Consider the following 19,006-nt stretch of genomic DNA (forward strand, 5'->3'; position numbering starts at 1 on the left):
TCTCAGGCGGACGTCGCCGCCGTCGCCGCGATCAGCGCCTCGGCGAAGGTCTGAAGATCGTCGGCCCTGGCGTCGACGTGCGGCGAGATCCGCAGCACCGGCCCGGCCAGTTCCAGGGGCGCCCGCTGCACGCCGACGAAGGTGGTGAGAATCCGCCGCTCGGCGAGCAGCCACGCGTGCACCGCCTGCGGATCGGCGCCGTCGACCGGGGCCAGCGTAGTGATGGCGCTCGGCTCGTCGACCTCTTCGACCACCGCCCAGCCGGCCACGTCGGCCAGCGCCCTGCGGCTGGCGGCGCCCACCTCGGCCAGCCGCGTCCGCACGGCCTGCGGCCCGTACGCCAGATGCTCCCCCAAAGCCAGTGAAAAGCCCACGCGCGCGGCGATATTGGCTTCGCCGAACTCGAGTTGCTGGGCCACCGTGAACGATCCCGCGAGCCAATCCGGCGCCGCCAGCCTGGGCCGCAGGGTTTCCATCAGTTCCCGGCGCACCGCCAGCGCCCCGACGCCGCGCGGCCCGGCGATCCACTTGCGCGACGACGCGTAGGTCGCGTCGGCGCCGACCGCGCAGTCCACCTGGCCCAGCGCCTGGGCGGCGTCGACGACGAGCGGCAGCCCCAGTTCGCGGCACAGCCGGGCGATCATCGACAACGGTTGCACCACACCGCTGTGGCTGCCGACCGCGGTCAGGTGGACCAGATCGGGCGGTTCGTCCGCAAGCGCCAGCGCCGCGTCGTCGAGCGCGACGCGGCCGTCGTCGAGCGTCGGCAACAGCTGACGGTCGAATCCGTGGGCGGCAAACAGCGCCAGGTTCGGGCCGTATTCGCCGGGCAGGCACGCGACCCGGCGGCGATCCGTCGGCCAGGCGCCGAGCAGCAGGTCCAACGCGTTCAGCGAGCCCGTGGTGAACACCACCTCGGCGTCGGGCATGCCGACCAGCGCGGCGAACGCGACCCGCCCGGCGTCGAGCGCGGGCACGGCCGCCTCCGCCGCGACGTACCCGCCGACCTCCGACTCGTTGCGCGCGTGCTGGTCGGCGGCCGCGATCACCGCGAGGCTCTGCCGCGAACAGGCCGCGCTGTCCAGGTGCAGTCCGGCCACGGGCAGGCGGGCCGCCCGCCATCGCTGCGCCAGCGACCCGTCGGCCGTCACTTCACGGCCAACGACAACCCGAAATCGCCGGCGGCGTCCGTCCACCACCGGGTGCGCCGCAGTCCGGCGCCGGCCAGTTCGGCGCTCACCCCGTCCGGGCGGAACTTGCACGACACCTCGGTGAGCATCTCCTCCCCGGCCGCGAAATCGACGGTCAGGTCGAGCGCGTCGACGCGGACCCGCTGGTCCCGGCTGGCGCGCAACCACATTTCGATGCGTTCCTCCCCGGCGTTCCAGCGCGCCACGTGCTGATAAGCCTCGACGTCGAAATCGGCGTCGAGTTGCCGGTTGATCACGGCCAGCACGTTGCGGTTGAACGCCGCCGTCACCCCGGCCGAGTCGTCATAGGCGCGCACCAGCCGGCCGGTGTCCTTGACCAGGTCCGTGCCCAGCAGCAGGCTGTCCCCCGGCCGCATCTGGGCCGCCAGGCTGGCCAGGAACTCGGCCCGCGGACCGGGCGTCAGGTTGCCGATCGTCGACCCCAGGAACACGAACAGGCGCCGCCCGCCGGTCGGGATCTCGGTCAGGTGTTCCTCGAAATCGCCGCAGACGGCGTTGATTTCGACGCCGTCGTACTCGCGCTGGATGGCCGCCGCGGCCGTCGACAAGATGCCGGCATCGACGTCGAACGGGACGAAGCGGCGCAGCGCCCCGCGCTCGCGCAGCGCGTCGAGCAACAGCCGGGTCTTCTCCGACGTCCCGCTGCCCAGCTCCACCAGGGTGTCGGCCCCGCTGGCCGCCGCGACCTCGGCCGAGCGCGCGCGCAGGATCTCGGCCTCGGCGCGGGTCGGGTAGTACTCGGGCAACCGGGTGATCTGGTCGAACAGATGACTGCCCAGCGAGTCGTAGAACCACTTGGGCGGCAACGACTTCGGCGTCTGTTGCAGCCCCTCGAACACGTCCCGGCGCAAGGCCTGGTACGCGGAGTCGGCGGCCAGGTGGTTGGACAGTGTCAGCGTCATCGAGAACCTTCCGGGTGTTCCAGCGGGGTCAGCGTGACACCCGCCGCGGTGACTTCGACGAGGTGGCGATCCGGCACATCCTCCCAATCGGAGTCGTTGTCATAGGGTTCGCTGGTCAGCACGACACCGTCCGGGCGGCGCAGGAGCGACAACGTGTCACCCCAGGCCGTCGCCAGCAGGCGAGAGCCGTTGCCGGCCAGGATGTTCAGCCGGGCGTTCGGGTCGGCTGCCGCGATCTCGGTGATGGTTTCACCGAGCGCGTCGAGGCCGCGCTCGAAGATGACGGCCGCGAGAATAGCACTGTCGCAGACCGATTCGGCCCGCGCGGCGACCGGCAGCACCGCGCGGTCGACGATCCCGTTGTGCGACAGCAACCACTGGCCGTCGGTGAACGGGGCCGTCGCGCTGACTTCGATGGGCATGCCGACGGTCGCCGAGCGCACCGCTGCCACCACGCAATGGCTGCGCAGGGCCGGCGCGATGGAGTCGAACGACACGTCGCCCCACAACGGCGCCTGGCTGCGCCAGCGGCGTGGGGTGCCGCCGTCGAAGAATCCGACACCCCAACCGTCGGCGTTGAGCAGGCAGTGCTTCTGGCGGCGCGGGGCATACGACTGCACCCGCAGCCCGTACGGCGGGTCCAGCACCAGCGAGGAGACGCTGACGTCGGCCCCGAGCCAGCCGAGGTGACGGCACATCAGGCGAAATCCTCGACGTCCCAAGCCAATCGGACGCCGGAGAAGATCTGGCGCCGGATCGGGTGATCCCAGTTCCGGAAGCTCGGCCGCAGGATGGCGGACTCCACGGCCCACGAGCCACCGCGCAGCACCCGGTAGTCACGAAAGAAAAACGGCTGCGAATACCGCTCGTAGATCATCGGGACGAAACCCGGCCACGGCCGCAGCGGCGAGCTGGTCCACTCCCACACGTCGCCGAGCATCTGCTCCGCCCCGTACGCCGACGCACCGGCCGGATAGGCCCCGACGGGCGCGGGACGCAACGACATGCCGCCCAGGTTCGCGAGGGCATCCGACGGCGGCTCGGAACCCCACGGGTAGCGGCGCCGGGTGCCGGTGGCGGGGTCCCAGGCACAGGCCTTCTCCCACTCCATCTCGGTGGGCAGCCGGGCGCCGGCCCAGGCCGCGTAGGCCTGCGCCTCGAAGTAGGTGACGTGCTGCACCGGCTCGTCGGCGGGGACGTCTTCGACGTGGCCGAACCGGGTGCGGGTCCGCCCGTCGGCGCTCCAGAACTGCGGCGCGGTCAGGCCCGCGCGCTGGCGATGCTCCCAGCCGCGCTCGGACCACCACCGCGGCTGGCGGTACCCGCCGTCGTCCATGAAGTGCCGCCACTCGCCGTTGGTGACCGGCACCCGGCCGATCCGGAACGCCGGCAACTCGACGACGTGGGCGGGACGCTCGTTGTCCAGCGAATACGGTTCGCTCGCGGCGTCCACGCCCAGCACGAACGGCCCGGCGGGCACCAGCACCGAGGTCCCGGCCAGGCCGGGCCGGCCGGCCGGCAGCGCCGCGCCCTCCTGCAGCAGCGGGGCGCCGCTGCGCAGGTTCAGCGCCTGCAGCATGGTCTCGTCGTGCTGGTTCTCGTGGCTGACCACCAACCCGAACGCGAAGTCGTCGCTTTCCTCGGGCAACGCGTCGAGGGCATCGAGCACCGCCGACCGCACGGTGCGGCAGTACGCCCGCGCGCGGTCGGGGGACAGCAACGGCAACTCGACCCGGCTCGCGCGGGAATGCACGAAGGCGTCGTAGAGGCCCTCGACGGCCGGTGGCAACATGCCGGACCGGCCCGGGTCACCGGCGCGCAGCAGCCAGAACTCCTCCTGCTGCCCGATGTGCGCGAGATCCCACACCAGCGGGCTCATCAGCGGGTCGTACTGCCGGTACAGTTCGTCGTCGTCGAAAGCGACCAGGCGCAGTGTTCGCGCCCGCGCCCGCGCCAAATCGTCGGCAAGCCTTTGCGCGGACGTCACAGCTCCCCTTGCGCCAGTCGCGCCACGGTAGCCGCGATGCCGTGCCGAATCACGTTGTCGGAGAAGTCATCACCCGGACATCGGCCCCGTTCGACGGCGTCGAGCAGACGCTGCATCGAATCGCCGAGTTCGGGTGGGGCCAGCCGGGCGGCGACGGCCACGCACTTGGTCGCCGCGGTGTGCAGTCGACGGTCCCGCAGACCCAGCCGGGCGGCGGTGTCCCACGCGGTGGCCACCGTCTGGACCGCCTCGGTCGCGGCGGTGGCGGCTTCGGGATCGTCGAGCAGGGCCACCAGCGTGAACACCACGGCCGGCCAGAGTTCGTCAGGCAGGCTGTCGAGGTAGCGGATCTCCAGCCACTGCCTCGGGCGTACGGGCGGAAACAGCGTGGTCAGGTGGTATTCCAGGTCGGCGACCGTGGGACGGCGGTCGCCGAGCAGCACGCGCCCGTCGACCCAGTCGGCGAACGGCACCCATTCCATGACCGGCACGGCGTCCGGAGCGTGCACCAGCATGACCGGGGCCTTGAGCGCGTAGCGCGCCCAGTCGGTGCCCGGGTCGTCGCCGCTGGCGCCCAGGATGGGCCCGCACCGCGCCGAGTCCATCTGACCCCACACCCGCTGCCGAGTGGACGCCCACCCGGTGAAGTCCCCGCACAGCATCGGGGAGTTCGCGGCCAGCGCGATCATGGTCGGCCCGAGGGCGTGCGCCAGCCGCACCCGGTCCGCCCAGCCGGCCCGCGGCCCGGCGTCCAGGTTGACCTGGATGGATGCGGTCGACGTCATCATCGCCGCGCCCGCCTCGCCCGAGCGGCTGGACGCGAAGAACTGCTCCATGGCGCGGTAGCGCGCGCCCGGGTTGATGCGCTGCGGTGCCCGCAGCGGGTCCGCCCCGAGGAAAACCAGACCCAGCCCGGCGTCGGCGAACGCCGACCGCAGCACGGCCTGGTCGCGCCGCATCGCGTCGATCGCGGCAAGCACGCCGTCGGCCGGCGGGCCGGACAGCTCCACCGCGCCGCCGGGTTCCACCGTGACCCGACTGCCGCCCGGCAGCGCCGGCAGCACGCCGAGAACCTCGGCGATCTCCTCCCAGCCGGGCCTGCGGTGCGGGTCGGCCGGGTCGTGGCAATGGGCCTCCACCTCCAGGCCGACGCGGCCCAGGGGCGCGTCCACGAGGCAGGCGTCGGCGATGTAGCGCGCGGCGGCCTTGGAATCGGCCATGGCCGCGCTGTCCAGCTCGGAGCCCGCGGTAGTGATAGCGGCGAACGTCATATCACGATCCCTTCGGGCCCGAACAGCCTGAACACGCGCCGGCGGACCGCCCCCTCGCGGGGAGCTAAAGGGACGATAACCGCCACTACTTCATCTAGCAGATGGCCCCGACATATTCCCGTTCGTGCCGACTTTCAAGCGTGCTGAGAACGGGCCCCGAAACCCGATTCATTGACCCAGCGCATTCTGCATCGCCCCAGCCAGCACGTTGACCGCCGGTCCGGCGTTGCCAGATTGGCAGACCTTGGCCTGCAACAACACGTTTTCGCGCAGCCTGGTTTGATTGAAACACCGCCGATCGGTGCCGGCCTCCTGCTTGGTCCAGTTGGCGTCGGCGGCACCCGGTGGCCCGCCGTCGAACGACCACACCTGGGTGACGCCGTTGTCCAGATGCACCGCGGTGGTCTGGCCCGAGCAGCCCACCGTCCGGTCCACCACGCGGTGGAACGCGCGACCGGCGGCGTCGCCGGTGGCGAACACGCCCACCGCCTGCTTGACGAAGTGGGTCTGGTCGGTGGCCGACGTCTGGGTGACCGCGCCGTTGAAGGACGCCAGGTCCGGGTCGTTGTACACCTCGGGCAGCCCGATGTCGGCCCAGTTGTTGCACACCGGCACGTCCACCCAATCGCCTTGCACGGGTTGGGTGAACACCGATTCCCAGCCCATCGGGCCGCCGACGATGTTGCCGACCGAGCCCTTGCCCAGCACCGCGTAGTTCACCACCCCGGGTTCCGACGGGTGGGCGGCCGCGACCCGCAGGGCGGCCGCGGCGTCGACGGCGAGAGCGATGGCGATCGCGGCCGCGCGGACCCACATGGTCATTCCAGCGATCATGCCAGGAACGCCGGGGCGTGGTCAGCCCCCTTCTGCCCGCACGCCCTCTTCCACCTTCTTGCCCAGATCGGGGTCGACGTTGCGCCAGTACTCGAACACCCGCGACAGCACCGGCTCCTTCACACCCTTGGAGACGTGTCCAATGATGTTGTGCGCCAACCGGTCCCGCGCGGCGTCGTCCAGGACGTCGCGGACCATGGTGCCGGCCTGCCCCCAGTCGTCGTCCTCGGCGTGCAGCGTGTACGCGGCGCGGACCATGTCGCCGTCCGCGTGCCAGCGCACCTCCGCGGCGCGTGCCGGGTCGGCGTGCGGGCCACCGTAGGAATTGGGCGCGTACACGGGGTCGGAGACGTTCTGCATGCGCATCGCGCCGTCCTTCGAGTAGCTGTTCACCTCGACCTTCGGCGTGTTCACCGGGATCTGCCGGTAGTTGGTCCCCAGCCGGGCGCGGTGTGCGTCGGAGTAGGAGAACCCGCGGGCCTGCAGCATCTTGTCCGGGCTCAGCCCGGTGCCGGGCACCGTGTTGTTCGGCTCGAAAGCGGCCTGCTCGATCTCGGTGTGGTAGTCGGTCACGTTGCGGTTCAGCGTCATCTTGCCGACGTCGATCAGCGGGTAGTCGCCGTGCGGCCACACCTTGGTCAGGTCGAACGGGTTGAACCGGTAATTGCGGGCCTCGTCGTACGGCATGATCTGCATCTTGAGCGTCCAGCTGGGGTGCTGGCCGCCCTCGATCGCCTCGTAGAGGTCGCGCTGGTGGTAGTCGCCGTCCTCGCCGGCCAGCCTGTCGGCGTCCTCCTGGGGCAGGAAGTCGATCCCCTGGTCGGTGATGAAGTGGTACTTCACCCAGAAGATCTCGCCGGCGGCGTTGATCCAGCTGTAGGTGTGGCTGCTGTAGCCGTTCATGTGGCGCCACGTCTTGGGGATCCCCCGGTCGCCCATCAGCCAGGTCACCTGGTGGGCCGACTCCGGCGAGAGCGTCCAGAAGTCCCACTGCATGTTGTGGTCGCGGACGTTGCTGGCCTGCAGACGCTTCTGGGACCGAATGAAGTGCTGGAACTTCAGCGGGTCCCGCATGAAGAAGACCGGTGTGTTGTTGCCGACCATGTCGAAGTTGCCTTCGCTGGTGTAGAACTTCAGCGCGAAGCCGCGGGGATCGCGCCACGTGTCCGGGCTGCCCCGCTCGCCGGCGACGGTGGAGAACCGCGCCAGCATGTCCGTCTTGGTGCCGGGCTGGAACACCGCGGCCCTGGTGTATTTGCTGACGTCGTTGGTGACCTCGAAGGTGCCGAAGGCGCCGCCGCCCTTTGCGTGCGGCTGACGCTCCGGGATGCGCTCCCGGTTGAACTGGGCCATCTGCTCGATCAGGTAATGGTCCTGCAGCAGGATCGGACCGTCGGGACCGATCGTCAACGACTGGTCGTCACTGGGGGCGGCGATGCCCGCGTCGTTGGTGGTGAAGCGTTCCGTCATTTCGCTGTCTCCTCGTTTGGTGGGCTGCGCCGGTTATCCGAAGCGGTCGGTCAGGGACGCGGTGCCGGCGCGGCGGGCGGGCTCATCGACGGCCCACCGGGGCCGCTGACGCCCGGGCCGCTGACCGGTCCGCCGGGGCCGCCCGGACCGCCGGGCGGCATGGGCACGATCAACCCGGGGCCGCCACCCCACGGGCTGGCCGGGGTGGGTCCGGGACCCCATTGGCCGTTGCCCGGCCCGGGGCTGCCGCCCGGCCGGAACATCTGGCCGTGGTGATGGTGGCAGTGGTGGTAATACCCGTAAACGAAGGCGCCCGCGAAGAACACCGTGGAGATGATGAAGACGACGCCGGCGACGATGATCACCCAGGCCGCCGCCGCAACCGCGGCCCCGCCGCCGCCCCCGGAGCGGGTGCGGCCGCCGCGGCTCTACACGCGGCGGCGGGCGTCGGGGGGGTCGTCGGCTCGGGTGTCTGGCTCATGCCTTGAATATTGCCCAGCGCCGCGTCGGGCATAACAGGTTGCGCCGACAAACTTGCTGTGAATCGATACCCGCCGGTTAGTCGCCGGCGACGAAGCGACACGCAGCCCGGTGCTCTGGTGAGCACCGGGCTGCTGATTGATCGACGGGGATTTGGACTACCGGGAGGGGGCGACCGACGACGGAATCTGGCTGGGGCCGGGCGCGCCGGGAGTCGCCGACGCGGGTCCGCCCTGCTGCGCACCGGGTCCGCCCTGCTGGATGCCGCCCGGGCCGCCCGGGCCGCCCATGCGGTGCTGGTGCATCCACGCGGCGTGGTGCTTGTGATGGTGATGGCCGTGGTGTCCGCCGCGGTGGCCGAGGATGAAGCCGGTGAAGAAGACGACCGCGACGATGAACACGATCCCGGCGACGATGGCGACCCACGCGGCGAGTTGGAAGACCCGCGGGGCGCGGTATGCCGCCACGGCTTCCGCGGCGGCCGGTGCGGTTGCGGTGGACGACCGCACGGTGGGGGTTTCAGCTGTTTCACTCATGAGACAAATGATGAAGGCGTTAACAATAGTTCGGGCTATGCATTGGTTATGTAGCAGCTGTGAGCCCGGCCCCGTCTGAAACGACGGGCCGCGCCGGCCGCCGACATCGCCTGCCCCGCCGCGCATTCCTGCGGTTTTCGCGCCGCGCGGCCCGCGCAAATAAGCGCATACCCGGCCCCACTCGCGGGCTTAGGATTGCTCTGGTGGTGACCGGCGCCACCGCACCGCCCGCGGCACAAGGAGTACGAGCGGCTATGACGCAGACGCTGAACGTCGAGTATCAGGAGCTCCTCGCGCGCGCCGCCGAGATCGAGCAACCGCTGCCGCCCGTCCCGTCCACCAACCCACCGGGGCCGTGTGGCCTGACGTTCGTCACCGACGCGGCCGCACGCCTCGCGCTCAACGCCGACAACGTGCGGATGTACCTCAAAGGGTGCGAACGGGAGTGGAAGGCGCTCGCCAAATCCCTGCGGAACGCGGCCAAGGCCTACGAGCAGGTCGAGACGGAGTCCGCGGAGGCCATTGCAAGCACGATGAACAGCGGTTCATCCGCGTCGTCGGTGGCGCCCGCGGCGGTGGTCGCGGACGAAGAGCCGTGGACCGCGCCCCCGCCGTTGCCGGCGGCGTCGACGATCGAGCTCCCCTACTACGAGGTGCGGCAGGCGGCGGCGGAGATCGAATCCGGCGACCAGGGCACCGCCTTCAGGGGGTTCGCGCAGGAATGGATTACGTTCCAGCGGGCCTTTCTGGAGCAGACCAATCGATTCCGGCTGTTCAACAGCTGGGAGGGTGAGGCCAGGGACAGCGTCGAGCAGAACTTCCAGAAACAGCGGGAATACGTGATAACGATGGCGGCGCTGTGCGGGGACCTCGCCAAGCAGGCCAACCGGGTCGTCGACGTGCACAAGAAGGCCGCCGGCAAGACCGGTTATCAGGACCAGTACGCGTTGGAGGGCGCGCATCCCACGTCCTATGAGGTCGCCCTCTGCGATTACTGGTATGCGTATTACTCGCAGAACAACCAGGCCTACTTGCCGTCGGCCATCGACTGGTACGAGAAACTTCAGGCGCAATCGGAATCCGCGCTGAGTTATTACGTGAAATACGCGAACTTGCCCCTGGCGCCGGTGAATCCCCCGCCTCCCCCCAAGGCCACGGTGATCCACGCCCCCGGTGAAGGACCCAAGCCCGAACCCAAGCCAGAACCCAAGCCCGACCCGAAGCCGAATCCGACGCCCGGTCTGAACACCCCGCAGCTTGGTCAGGTCGCGGGAGGCCTGCAGGGCCTCGGCCAGGGGATGCAGGGTGTGATGCAGGGCGTGCAGGGCGCCGCGCAAAGCTTCCAGGGCCTCGGGCAGGGGGGCGCGGCCCCGGCGACGCTCGCCTCGGACACCACCCCGGTGGACGACGAGAAGAAGAAGGAAGACGAAGCGAAGGCCGAGGAGGAAGCCAAGGCCCAAGAGGAAGCGAAGGCCGCCGAGGAAGCGAAGGCCGCCGAGGAAGCCCAACGGCAAGCGTCCCTCGCCGAAGGCGCCGCGCCCGGCGGACAGACGGCCGGGCCGGTTCCCACCGAGCCCCCGCCCACCGACCGGCCGGAGGCGCCGCCGAAGGAGATCGTCCTCTGACGCGGGCGGCACGCGGCCCGCGATTCAGCCGGCTGACTCCGGTTTGAACGGGTTGACCGCGAATTGGATGACCCGGTACGGCGCGGCCACCCGAGCGCGGGTGTCCCACTGGCTGACGAAGAGCCGTAGCTCGTCAAGGGTGGAACCGGGCGAGATGTACCCGCCGTACGGCTGCGCAAGCCGGTTGTCGTAGGGCGGCGGCAGGCTCTCGGCCGGCTCGGGCCACTCGTCGTGCTGCACCACCGTGGTCACCGGGGCGTCACCCAGCGCCGTCGGGTCGTCGGCGACGCGGACCTCCATGTTGCCGGTGACGGCGTTGAAATAGGACAACACCGCTTTGCCGTCGATCTGCCGCACGCACAGCTCGCCCACCGCGTCGGCCCACAGCGGGGTCGGGGGCTTACCCCAGCCGCCGCCCGGTCCGGCCGCCCAGCCCTGCCAGCGGGACCGGTCGGTAAACGATTGCGGGGGCACCCGATACAGCACGACCGGTTCCCTGCGGGTGAAGCTGTCGGCCACGATGTACACCCACCCGGTGGGCGAGTCCGGGGTGGGGATCGGGTCGTAGTAGCCACTGATCTGCGTCTGCGAGCCGCCCTGATACGAGGCCGGTCGCCGCGACCCGGCGACGGTCTGCCACCCCGCCCGCGCGGGCTCGGCCGTCACCAGCCGAGAGCTCTGCGGCTCGAGGTTCTTCGTCGTCGTCACCATCACGTAGTTGCGCCGGTTGATCTGCACCACCCCGGCGGGCAGTTGCGAGGAGCCTGCCGGGGTGGGATCGGCCAGCAACGGGTTGCCGATCCCGGTCACGCCGGTGTAGCGGACCCCGGCCGGGTCGTCGACGGACGCGGTGTCCACATGCAGCGCGACCGGCGCATACCAGCCGCCGAACCCCACCCCCTGCCCGGCGAAGCTGTCCCCGCAGACCTGCAGCAGCTCGGTGGGAAACTCGACGAACTCACACAGGTCGGTCGCGCCGATGCCGTAGTCCCCGGTGAGGGTGCCGGTGCCGGCGGTGGGGCCGATCCGCAGCACCTGCCCGGGCGCCAACGGCTGCACGATAGGCTCGGGGGCCGGCGCCGGCGGGTCGGCGTGCGCCACCCAAAACCATTGCGGCGCAAGCAGAGTCAGTGCAAGCGAGCACCGCGCGACCAGTCGGGTGTGGGCTGAGCTCGATGAGCCCACCCGCCGATTCACAGCTGGGCGGCCAGCAGCTCGGCGATCTGGATGGTGTTCAGCGCCGCCCCCTTGCGCAGGTTGTCTCCCGACACGAATAAGGCCAGGCCGCGCCCGTCGGGCACACCCGGGTCGCGCCGGATGCGGCCCACCAGGGAGTCGTCGACGCCCGCGGCCCCCAGCGGGGTCGGCACGTCGACCACCTTGACGCCGGGCGCGCCGTCGAGCAGCGCTCGCGCACGCTCCGGCGGCAGCGGCCGGGCGAATTCGGCGTTGATCGACAGCGAGTGTCCGGTGAACACCGGCACCCGGACGCAGGTGCCGCTCACCGCCAGGTCGGGGATGCCGAGGATCTTGCGGCTCTCGTGCCGCAGCTTCTGGTCCTCGTCGGTCTCCCCGGAGCCGTCGTCCACCAGCGAGCCGGCCAACGGCACCACGTTGAACGCGATGGGCGCGACATAGGTCTTGGGCGCCGGGAACTCGGCCGCGGAGCCGTCGTGCACCAGCTGCTCGGCGTCCGCGATGACCGCGCGCGCCTGCGTCGCCAGCTCCTCCACCCCGGCCAGCCCGCTGCCGGACACCGCCTGGTAGCTGGAGACCACCATGCGCACCAGCTCGGCCTCGTCGTGCAGCACCTTGAGCACCGGCATCGCGGCCATCGTGGTGCAGTTCGGGTTGGCGATGATGCCCTTGGGTCGGTGGTGGGCGTCCCTCTCGAAGTTCACCTCGGACACCACCAGCGGCACCTCGGGGTCCTTGCGCCAGGCCGACGAATTGTCGATCACGGTCACCCCGGCGGCGGCGAACCGCGGCGCCTGCACCAGCGACATCGTCTTGCCGGCCGAGAACAGCGCGATGTCCAGACCCGCGGGGTCCGCCGTGGCGGCGTCCTCGACCTCGATCTCCTGCCCGCGGAACTCCAGCTTGCGGCCCTGCGAACGGGCCGACGCGAAGAACCGCACCGACGTGGCGGGGAAGTCCCGCTCGTCGAGCAACCTGCGCATCACCTGGCCGACCTGGCCGGTGGCGCCTACAACTCCGATCGCAACCATTTACCTGCCCGTTCCCGCATACACCGTCGCCTTCTCGTCACCGCCGAGCCCGAACGCCTCGTGCAACGCCACGACGGCCTTGTCTAGTTCGGTGTCCCGGCACAGCACCGAGATGCGGATCTCGGAGGTGGAGATCAGCTCGATGTTGACGCCGACGGCGGCCAGGGCCTCACAGAAGGTCGCGGTGACGCCGGGGTGGCTGCGCATGCCCGCGCCGATCAGCGACACCTTGCCGATGTGGTCGTCGTACAGCAGCTGGGTGAACCCGATCTCGTCGGAGAGCGCGTCCAGCTTGGCCACCGCCGTGGGCCCGCTGTCGCGCGAGCAGGTGAACGTGATGTCGGTCTTGCCGTCCTCGATCTTGGAGACGTTCTGCAGCACCATGTCGATGTTGACGTCGGCGTCGGCGACGGCCCGGAACACCCGGGCGGCGTACCCCGGGATGTCGGGGATGCCGACGACGGTCACCTTGGCCTCGCTGCGGTCGTGCGCGACTCCGGTCAGGATTGGGTCTTCCATGGCTATGTCCTTGATCGATCCGACGACGACGGTGCCGGGCTTGTCCGAGTAGGACGAGCGGACGTGCACCGGAATGTTGTACCGGCGGGCGTATTCCACGCAGCGCAGCATCAGCACCTTCGCGCCGCAGGCCGCCATTTCGAGCATCTCCTCGAAGGTCACCTTGTCCAACCGGCGCGCGTTGTGCACGATCCGCGGGTCCGCGGTGAAGATGCCGTCCACGTCGGTGTAGATCTCGCAGACGTCGGCGTGCAGCGCGGCGGCCAGCGCCACGGCCGTGGTGTCCGAACCACCCCGGCCCAGCGTGGTGACGTCGCGGGTGTCCTGGCTGACGCCCTGGAATCCGGCGACCAGCACGATGCGCCCCTCGTCGAGCGCGTCCTGCAGGCGCCCGGGCGTGACCTCGATGATCTTGGCGTTGCCGTGGGTGCCGGTGGTGATGACGCCGGCCTGGGAACCGGTGAACGAGCGCGCCTGCGCGCCCAGCGATTCGATGGCCATGGCCACCAGCGCGTTGGAGATGCGCTCGCCCGCGGTCAGCAGCATGTCGAGTTCGCGCGGCGGTGGGGCCGGGCAGACCTGCTGGGCCAGGTCCATCAGGTCGTCGGTGGTGTCGCCCATCGCGGAGACCACCACGACGACGTCGTTGCCCTGCTTCTTGGTCGCGACGATCCGCTCGGCGACACGGCGAATCCGGTCGGCGTCGGCCACCGAGGATCCGCCGTATTTTTGTACGACGAGCGCCACGTTTCTCTTTCCGTTCGCGGAGATAGGTCGCAAACAGAATACGTGGGTCCGCGCGCTCGGGTCCGGTCGCCGTCGCCGGGCTACCGGCCGGCCGCTACGACGACACCAGCTGGATCGCCCAGAAGTCGCTGGCCAGATGGGCCCCGTTGATGGGCGCGCTGTCGGACGCCGACTTTGCCCCGGTCAGGTACGCGTACGGCATGTAGAAGTAGCCGTGGTCGCCCCACGAGTCTCCCCACGAGTTACGAACGATCAAGTGTCCCTTGGGATCCGAATAGCCGACGGCGAGCACAGCGTGGCCGCCGACCGTCGACTCGCCCGGTTTGGGCATGGGCATGACGCCCGTGTGCGCGACGGCCTGCGACTCGAAGCTCTCGTAGACGGTGAAGCCGAACACCACGGGTAGTGCCGAGGAGATCGCGTCCTTCAGGTCGCCCAGCGTCTGGATCGACTCGTATTGCATCGCCTTGTCCGTGAGCGCCGCCACATAGCAACGCTTCGGCGGCTTGACCGTGAACATGCCGAGGTCATAGGGCCACAGCGTCTCCTGGCAGACCCCGTCGGAGTTGACCGTTTTGATGCCGTCCCTGATGACCGCACCCGAGTCGCTGGACACGGTGCCTTCGAGGGCGCGTTCGTTGTAGTAGATGAACAGTCGCGACGGCACGAAGTCCGGCAGACCCTGCCGGTCCCGCTCGTACTCCATCGCGGCGGCAATAGCGTTGCCGGTGCAGGAGCCGAGCTGCCCCTGGTCGTAGACCGGTGGCATCGACGGCCGCAGGTCGGCTTCGGCGGGCGCCGGCGTCCGCAGCCTCGCCGTGTAGACCCGGTCGCGCACGTCCGGAAGCTGCGGCCGCCAGCCGTAACCGCGAACGTGACTCCAATCAAGCATTGCCTCAACGTCTTTGACGCGTGGGGACTCTCGTAAAGCCGTCATGACACCCTCCTGTTTGTGTGGCTTCCCCGACCGTAGGGCCCGAGAACGCGGGTTGGCGTGAGTAGTGCGGTACTCGATTTCGGCGGCTCGCCGGCCACCCGGTGCCGGCCGGAGCCCGGCGGCCGCCGCTGTCGCAGCCAGCAGATTTCGATCGACGCGCCAATCGCGGTAGAGTGCTCCTCGTGCAGCGGGTGCTCCTCCTCGGACGCCGCGACGGGGTCTGATCCAGACCGGCCTCCCGTCGCGGGTGTTCGCGATGCGCCGGTCTGAGGTTCCTTCTGACACCCCCGGAGCAAATACCGTGACTTCCAATCCCGACTCCTTCACCTCGACACGATCGATCGTCAAACCCGCGGGCCCGCCGGGGCCCGGCCAGCCCGCGTGGAATCCGCAGCGCGGTTCGGCGATGCCGGTCAACCGGTACCGGTCCTTCGCCGAGGAAGTCGAAGCCATCCGCCTGCCCGACCGCACCTGGCCCGAGCGGGTCATCGACCGCGCCCCGCTGTGGTGCGCGGTCGACCTGCGCGACGGCAACCAGGCGCTGATCGACCCGATGAGCCCCACCCGCAAGCGCCGCATGTTCGATCTGCTGGTCCGGATGGGTTACAAGGAGATCGAGGTCGGGTTCCCGTCGGCCAGTCAAACCGACTTCGACTTCGTCCGCGAGATCATCACCGAGGGCGCCATTCCCGACGACGTCACCATCCAGGTGCTGACGCAATGCCGCCCCGAGCTCATCGAGCGCACCTTCACCGCGTGCGAGGGCGCGCCGCGCGCCATCGTGCACTTCTACAACTCGACGTCAATCCTGCAGCGCCGCGTGGTGTTTCGCGCCGACCGGGCCGCGGTGCAGGCCATCGCCACCGACGGCGCCCGCAAGTGCGTCGAGGAGGCCGCCAAATACCCTGGCACCCAATGGCGTTTCGAGTATTCGCCGGAGTCCTACACCGGAACGGAACTGGAATACGCCAGGCAGGTGTGTGACGCCGTCGGCGAGATCATCGCCCCGACGCCCGACAATCCGATCATCTTCAACCTGCCCGCCACGGTGGAGATGGCCACCCCCAACGTGTACGCCGACTCGATCGAGTGGATGAGCCGCAACCTGGCCAACCGGGAGTCGGTCATCCTGAGCCTGCATCCGCACAACGATCGCGGAACCGCTGTCGCCGCAGCCGAATTGGGCTTCGCCGCCGGCGCCGACCGCATCGAGGGTTGCCTGTTCGGCAACGGCGAGCGCACCGGCAACGTGTGCCTGGTGACGTTGGGGCTCAACCTGTTCTCCCGCGGCGTGGACCCGCAGATCGACTTCTCCAACATCGACGAGATCCGTCGCACGGTGGAGTACTGCAACCAGTTGCCGGTGCACGAGCGTCACCCCTACGGCGGCGACCTGGTCTACACCGCGTTCTCCGGCAGCCATCAGGACGCCATCAACAAGGGCCTGGACCAGATGAAGATCGACGCGGACGCCGCGGACTCCGACGTCGAGGACATGCTGTGGCAGGTGCCGTACCTGCCGATCGACCCCAAGGACGTCGGGCGCACCTACGAGGCGGTGATCCGGGTCAACTCGCAGTCCGGCAAGGGCGGCGTGGCCTACATCATGAAGTCCGACCACGGCCTGGCCCTGCCCCGGCGGCTGCAGATCGAGTTCTCCCAGGCGATCCAGAAGATCACCGAGGGCGAGGGCGGCGAGGTCTCGCCCAAGGAGATGTGGGACGCGTTCTACGAGGAGTACCTGGCCCCGGTGTGGCCGCTGGAACGGATGAAACAGCGGGTCGAGGCGTCGGAGGAGGACAGCGGCACCACCACGATCTCGGCGACCGTGAAGGTCAACGGCAAGGAAACCGAGATCAGCGGCGCCGGCAACGGCCCCCTGGCCGCGTTCGTCCACGCGCTGGACAGTGTCGGGTTCAACGTCGCGGTCCTCGACTACTCCGAGCACGCGATGAGCGCCGGTGACGACGCGCAGGCCGCGGCGTACGTGGAGGCGTCGGTGAACGGCCGCACCGTCTGGGGCGTCGGCATCGCGCCGTCGATCACGACCGCGTCGCTGCGCGCCGTCGTGTCGGCGGTCAATCGGGCGTCGCGGGTCTAGCCGTCGAAGTACGTCCCCAGCAGCCGGTCCACCAGGCCGGCGGGGTCGCCGGGTGCGCCCCCGATGGTCAGGTTGCTGAACACGTAGCCGTTGAGCAGGCGGCTCAGCTCCTCCATCTGCTCGGGCTCGGGCGTATAGCCCGCCGCCTCGAAGATCAGCGTGGCACTCTGCACCGCGGCTACCTGGAGGTCCTTCAGGAACGGCCGCAACTCGGGCCGGCGGGTGCCCTCCATGAACAGCTCGAACCGGGCCAGCGTGAACCGGCGGAACTGCTCGTCGGGCACCGAAAGCAGTTGCGTCATCAGCGCTTTGACGCCATCGCGGGTGAGCGATCCGATCGCGTCCCGCAGGGCTTCGACGCGCCGCCAGTGCAACTCGACGGTGCGCGCGGCCGTGGCTTCCAGCAGGGACTGGCGCGTCCGGAAGTAGTTCGAGGTCGTCCCGGCGGGCAGGCCGGCGCGGTCGTCGACCTGGCGATGCGTCAGCCCGCCGACGCCCACGTCGGCCAGGATGTCAATCGCGGCGTCGAGCAACTGCGCGCGGCGCTCCGGGTTGGGCGGCATCAGTCTTGCAAGCGCAGTCGCCAGAACATGGTCAGGAACGCCGGATAGACGACGAGCAGCAACAGATAGCTGAACCACATCGGAAACCAGGTCACGAACTTCAGGTCTTTGATCACGTAGTCGAGATAGATGTGCAGCGGCACGCTGCCGGCGATGTAGACCACCGATGCGGTGAACAGCGCCCGGTGCCGATTGCCGGAAAATTTGACGCGCCGCCATACCAGGATGCCGGTGATGCCGGCGTACGTCATGGGCACCAGCAGGATCCGGTCGTTGGTCAGCGTCGCGGCGTGCTGCAGGGTGAGGGCGTCGCCGAAGATCACGCGGTAGAGATGCAGGGCGCACCCGAGCGAGATGGTCAGCATGGCCGCGGGTCGGAAGAAGTAGCCGTGTCGGCGGAAGGACGCCCACCACGAACGCCTATCTACTACATCTGTAGTGGTCCTCATGTCGCAACGGTAGCACTACAGGCGTAGTGGTACAAGGGGTTCCTCAGAACAGCGCGAGCTGCTGGTCGACCTCGGTGGTGTCGGTGAACTCCTCCATGCTGGTGCCACCGAGGACGACGCGGATCGAGTCCATGAACTGCGCGTCGGAGATCACCGGCACCCCTAACTGGCGGGCCAGGTAGCCCTTGCCCTGATCCGGCGCCGGATCGTTGCACACCACCAGCGACGTCTCGCCGTCAACGGCGTCGGTGTAGGCCAGCCCGGCATGCAGGATGCGCTCGACGAGTTCCTCGTGGGTGCGGCCGACCTCGGCCGCGAGGGCCACCCGCATGCCCTGGACCAGGGGCCTGCCGCACACATACAACCCGGGGTTCAGATACGGGCAGGGCATCCGCGAGGCGAGCACCTTCAACGGGCGCAGCTCGTCGTGGGTGACCCGGCCGTTGGGCCAGCGGCGGCGGGTCACCGGGTGCACCGGCAGCCAGATGTCGCGTTCGCGCGCCCGCTCGAGCGCCGAGGCGAGCACACCCGTCAGCACCATCGCGTCGTCGAAGGCGTCATGCGGCCGTTCCTGGGTCACGCCCCAGTGCGCCGCGAGCGTCTCCAACCGCAGATTGTCGATGCCGAGGTCCAACCGCCGGGCCAGCTCGACCGTGCACATGACGGATTCGATGGGAAGTTCGGCCTCGGCGAGCTCGGCTTCGGCGGCCAGGAACGCGTAGTCGAATGCGACGTTGTGCGCCACCAGCGTGCGGCCGTCCAGCACCTTGATCACGTCGTCCACGACGTCGGCGAACTGCGGCTGGTCCTCCAGCATGGCGGCGGTGAGCCCGTGCACGTGGGTGGGACCTGGGTCCACGCCGGGGTTGAGCAGGCTGACCACGGATTGTTCGACGCGGCCGTCGCCGTCGAGACCGAGCACCGCCAGGCTGATGACCCGCGCCTGGCCCGGCCGGAAGCCGGACGTCTCGACGTCGATGACGGCCCAGCCCCCGTCCGGCTCGCTGGCCGGCCGCCCCCAGGACACCCGGTTCATGAATTGAGGATGGCACGTCCGACCGACATCGCCTGGTCGCTGCGCCGCCGTGTCGGTCGCTGAATTCGATCAGGGCGACCCGCAGCGCCCGGCGCTCTGCACCGCGCTCG

Annotated in this window: 17 protein-coding genes and 1 pseudogene; 2 read left to right on the forward strand and 16 right to left on the reverse strand. The window is 69.6% G+C overall.

Translation table 11 applies throughout. The annotated features are described in order from the left end of the window. Positions 1-2: 2 nt before the first annotated feature. From egtE to A5702_RS17790, 9 genes and pseudogenes are all read right to left on the reverse strand, one after another. Complete coding sequence (gene egtE / locus A5702_RS17750; protein ID WP_068222279.1) at positions 3-1,151, reverse strand: ergothioneine biosynthesis PLP-dependent enzyme EgtE; 1,149 nt, start codon at positions 1,149-1,151, stop codon at positions 3-5. Further along, positions 1,148-2,113, reverse strand: coding sequence for an L-histidine N(alpha)-methyltransferase (gene egtD / locus A5702_RS17755; RefSeq protein WP_055399886.1), 966 nt, complete (start codon positions 2,111-2,113; stop codon positions 1,148-1,150). The genes egtE and egtD overlap by 4 nt, the downstream gene beginning before the upstream one ends. Next, positions 2,110-2,811: an ergothioneine biosynthesis protein EgtC gene (egtC, locus tag A5702_RS17760; RefSeq protein ID WP_068222282.1), complete on the reverse strand. Its 702-nt coding sequence runs from the start codon at positions 2,809-2,811 to the stop codon at positions 2,110-2,112. Before egtC ends, egtD begins: the two co-directional genes overlap by 4 nt. Further along, positions 2,811-4,100 (reverse strand): ergothioneine biosynthesis protein EgtB, encoded by a 1,290-nt coding sequence (gene egtB, locus A5702_RS17765; RefSeq protein ID WP_068222284.1) that lies wholly within the window; start codon positions 4,098-4,100, stop codon positions 2,811-2,813. Before egtB ends, egtC begins: the two co-directional genes overlap by 1 nt. Then, entirely contained in the window at positions 4,097-5,371 is a 1,275-nt protein-coding gene (gene egtA / locus A5702_RS17770) for an ergothioneine biosynthesis glutamate--cysteine ligase EgtA (protein ID WP_068222287.1), read from the reverse strand. The genes egtB and egtA overlap by 4 nt, the downstream gene beginning before the upstream one ends. Before the next feature lie 168 nt (positions 5,372-5,539). Further along, complete coding sequence (locus A5702_RS17775; RefSeq protein ID WP_156669666.1) at positions 5,540-6,187, reverse strand: sensor domain-containing protein; 648 nt, start codon at positions 6,185-6,187, stop codon at positions 5,540-5,542. Positions 6,188-6,226: 39 nt separating this feature from the next. Beyond that, the gene (locus tag A5702_RS17780) at positions 6,227-7,675 is read right to left on the reverse strand and encodes a catalase (protein WP_055399876.1); all 1,449 of its coding nucleotides are present in this window, start codon (positions 7,673-7,675) and stop codon (positions 6,227-6,229) included. Positions 7,676-7,725: 50 nt separating this feature from the next. Next, positions 7,726-8,156 (reverse strand): annotated as a pseudogene (locus A5702_RS17785) (hypothetical protein). A gap of 157 nt (positions 8,157-8,313) precedes the next feature. Then, positions 8,314-8,691 carry a hypothetical protein gene (locus A5702_RS17790; protein ID WP_055399872.1) on the reverse strand — a complete coding sequence of 126 codons (378 nt, stop codon included), beginning with the start codon at positions 8,689-8,691 and terminating at the stop codon, positions 8,314-8,316. 254 nt (positions 8,692-8,945) lie between these two features. Here A5702_RS17790 and A5702_RS17795 point away from each other — a divergent pair, with 254 nt between their 5' ends. Further along, positions 8,946-10,316 (forward strand): hypothetical protein, encoded by a 1,371-nt coding sequence (locus tag A5702_RS17795; protein WP_068222296.1) that lies wholly within the window; start codon positions 8,946-8,948, stop codon positions 10,314-10,316. A 24-nt stretch (positions 10,317-10,340) separates the two neighbouring features. On the opposite strand, the gene A5702_RS17800 is transcribed toward A5702_RS17795, so the two are convergent. The 4 genes from A5702_RS17800 to A5702_RS17815 all read right to left on the reverse strand — a co-directional run bounded on the left by A5702_RS17800 (position 10,341) and on the right by A5702_RS17815 (position 14,702). Continuing rightward, the gene (locus tag A5702_RS17800) at positions 10,341-11,501 is read right to left on the reverse strand and encodes a DUF4185 domain-containing protein (RefSeq protein ID WP_197506607.1); all 1,161 of its coding nucleotides are present in this window, start codon (positions 11,499-11,501) and stop codon (positions 10,341-10,343) included. A gap of 8 nt (positions 11,502-11,509) precedes the next feature. Next, positions 11,510-12,544, reverse strand: coding sequence for an aspartate-semialdehyde dehydrogenase (locus tag A5702_RS17805; RefSeq protein WP_068222302.1), 1,035 nt, complete (start codon positions 12,542-12,544; stop codon positions 11,510-11,512). Continuing rightward, positions 12,545-13,810: an aspartate kinase gene (locus A5702_RS17810; protein ID WP_055399861.1), complete on the reverse strand. Its 1,266-nt coding sequence runs from the start codon at positions 13,808-13,810 to the stop codon at positions 12,545-12,547. It abuts the gene before it with no gap. 94 nt (positions 13,811-13,904) lie between these two features. Further along, positions 13,905-14,702 (reverse strand): C1 family peptidase, encoded by a 798-nt coding sequence (locus A5702_RS17815; protein WP_067819435.1) that lies wholly within the window; start codon positions 14,700-14,702, stop codon positions 13,905-13,907. Positions 14,703-15,048: 346 nt separating this feature from the next. Between A5702_RS17815 and leuA the strand changes: the two genes are divergently transcribed. Continuing rightward, complete coding sequence (gene leuA / locus A5702_RS17820) at positions 15,049-16,848, forward strand: 2-isopropylmalate synthase (RefSeq protein WP_067819433.1); 1,800 nt, start codon at positions 15,049-15,051, stop codon at positions 16,846-16,848. Here the strand turns inward: leuA and A5702_RS17825 are convergent. Genes A5702_RS17825 through A5702_RS17835 form a run of 3 tightly spaced genes read right to left on the reverse strand, consistent with a single transcriptional unit; the run spans position 16,845 to position 18,896 of the window. Continuing rightward, positions 16,845-17,411 (reverse strand): TetR/AcrR family transcriptional regulator, encoded by a 567-nt coding sequence (locus tag A5702_RS17825; RefSeq protein WP_068222304.1) that lies wholly within the window; start codon positions 17,409-17,411, stop codon positions 16,845-16,847. The two genes, leuA and A5702_RS17825, sit on opposite strands and share 4 nt — an antisense overlap. Beyond that, positions 17,411-17,860 (reverse strand): hypothetical protein, encoded by a 450-nt coding sequence (locus A5702_RS17830; RefSeq protein WP_068222308.1) that lies wholly within the window; start codon positions 17,858-17,860, stop codon positions 17,411-17,413. Before A5702_RS17830 ends, A5702_RS17825 begins: the two co-directional genes overlap by 1 nt. Before the next feature lie 43 nt (positions 17,861-17,903). After that, positions 17,904-18,896: a DEDDh family exonuclease gene (locus A5702_RS17835; RefSeq protein ID WP_068222311.1), complete on the reverse strand. Its 993-nt coding sequence runs from the start codon at positions 18,894-18,896 to the stop codon at positions 17,904-17,906. Between the last annotated feature and the right edge of the window lie 110 nt (positions 18,897-19,006).

The sequence above is a fragment of the Mycobacterium sp. E3339 genome (genome assembly GCF_001666915.1).
GTDB lineage: Bacteria > Actinomycetota > Actinomycetes > Mycobacteriales > Mycobacteriaceae > Mycobacterium.

Excerpts from the sequence above, each read along its gene's own strand:
- egtD (WP_055399886.1), bottom strand. The coding sequence starts at position 2,113 with ATGACGCTGACACTGTCCAACCACCTGGCCGCCGACTCCGCGTACCAG.
- A5702_RS17815 (WP_067819435.1), bottom strand. The coding sequence starts at position 14,702 with ATGCTTGATTGGAGTCACGTTCGCGGTTACGGCTGGCGGCCGCAGCTT.
- A5702_RS17780 (WP_055399876.1), bottom strand. The coding sequence starts at position 7,675 with ATGACGGAACGCTTCACCACCAACGACGCGGGCATCGCCGCCCCCAGT.
- A5702_RS17795 (WP_068222296.1), top strand. The coding sequence starts at position 8,946 with ATGACGCAGACGCTGAACGTCGAGTATCAGGAGCTCCTCGCGCGCGCC.
- egtC (WP_068222282.1), bottom strand. The coding sequence starts at position 2,811 with ATGTGCCGTCACCTCGGCTGGCTCGGGGCCGACGTCAGCGTCTCCTCG.
- A5702_RS17835 (WP_068222311.1), bottom strand. The coding sequence starts at position 18,896 with ATGAACCGGGTGTCCTGGGGGCGGCCGGCCAGCGAGCCGGACGGGGGC.
- A5702_RS17775 (WP_156669666.1), bottom strand. The coding sequence starts at position 6,187 with ATGTGGGTCCGCGCGGCCGCGATCGCCATCGCTCTCGCCGTCGACGCC.
- egtA (WP_068222287.1), bottom strand. The coding sequence starts at position 5,371 with ATGACGTTCGCCGCTATCACTACCGCGGGCTCCGAGCTGGACAGCGCG.
- A5702_RS17830 (WP_068222308.1), bottom strand. The coding sequence starts at position 17,860 with ATGAGGACCACTACAGATGTAGTAGATAGGCGTTCGTGGTGGGCGTCC.
- A5702_RS17790 (WP_055399872.1), bottom strand. The coding sequence starts at position 8,691 with ATGAGTGAAACAGCTGAAACCCCCACCGTGCGGTCGTCCACCGCAACC.
- A5702_RS17805 (WP_068222302.1), bottom strand. The coding sequence starts at position 12,544 with ATGGTTGCGATCGGAGTTGTAGGCGCCACCGGCCAGGTCGGCCAGGTG.
- A5702_RS17825 (WP_068222304.1), bottom strand. The coding sequence starts at position 17,411 with ATGCCGCCCAACCCGGAGCGCCGCGCGCAGTTGCTCGACGCCGCGATT.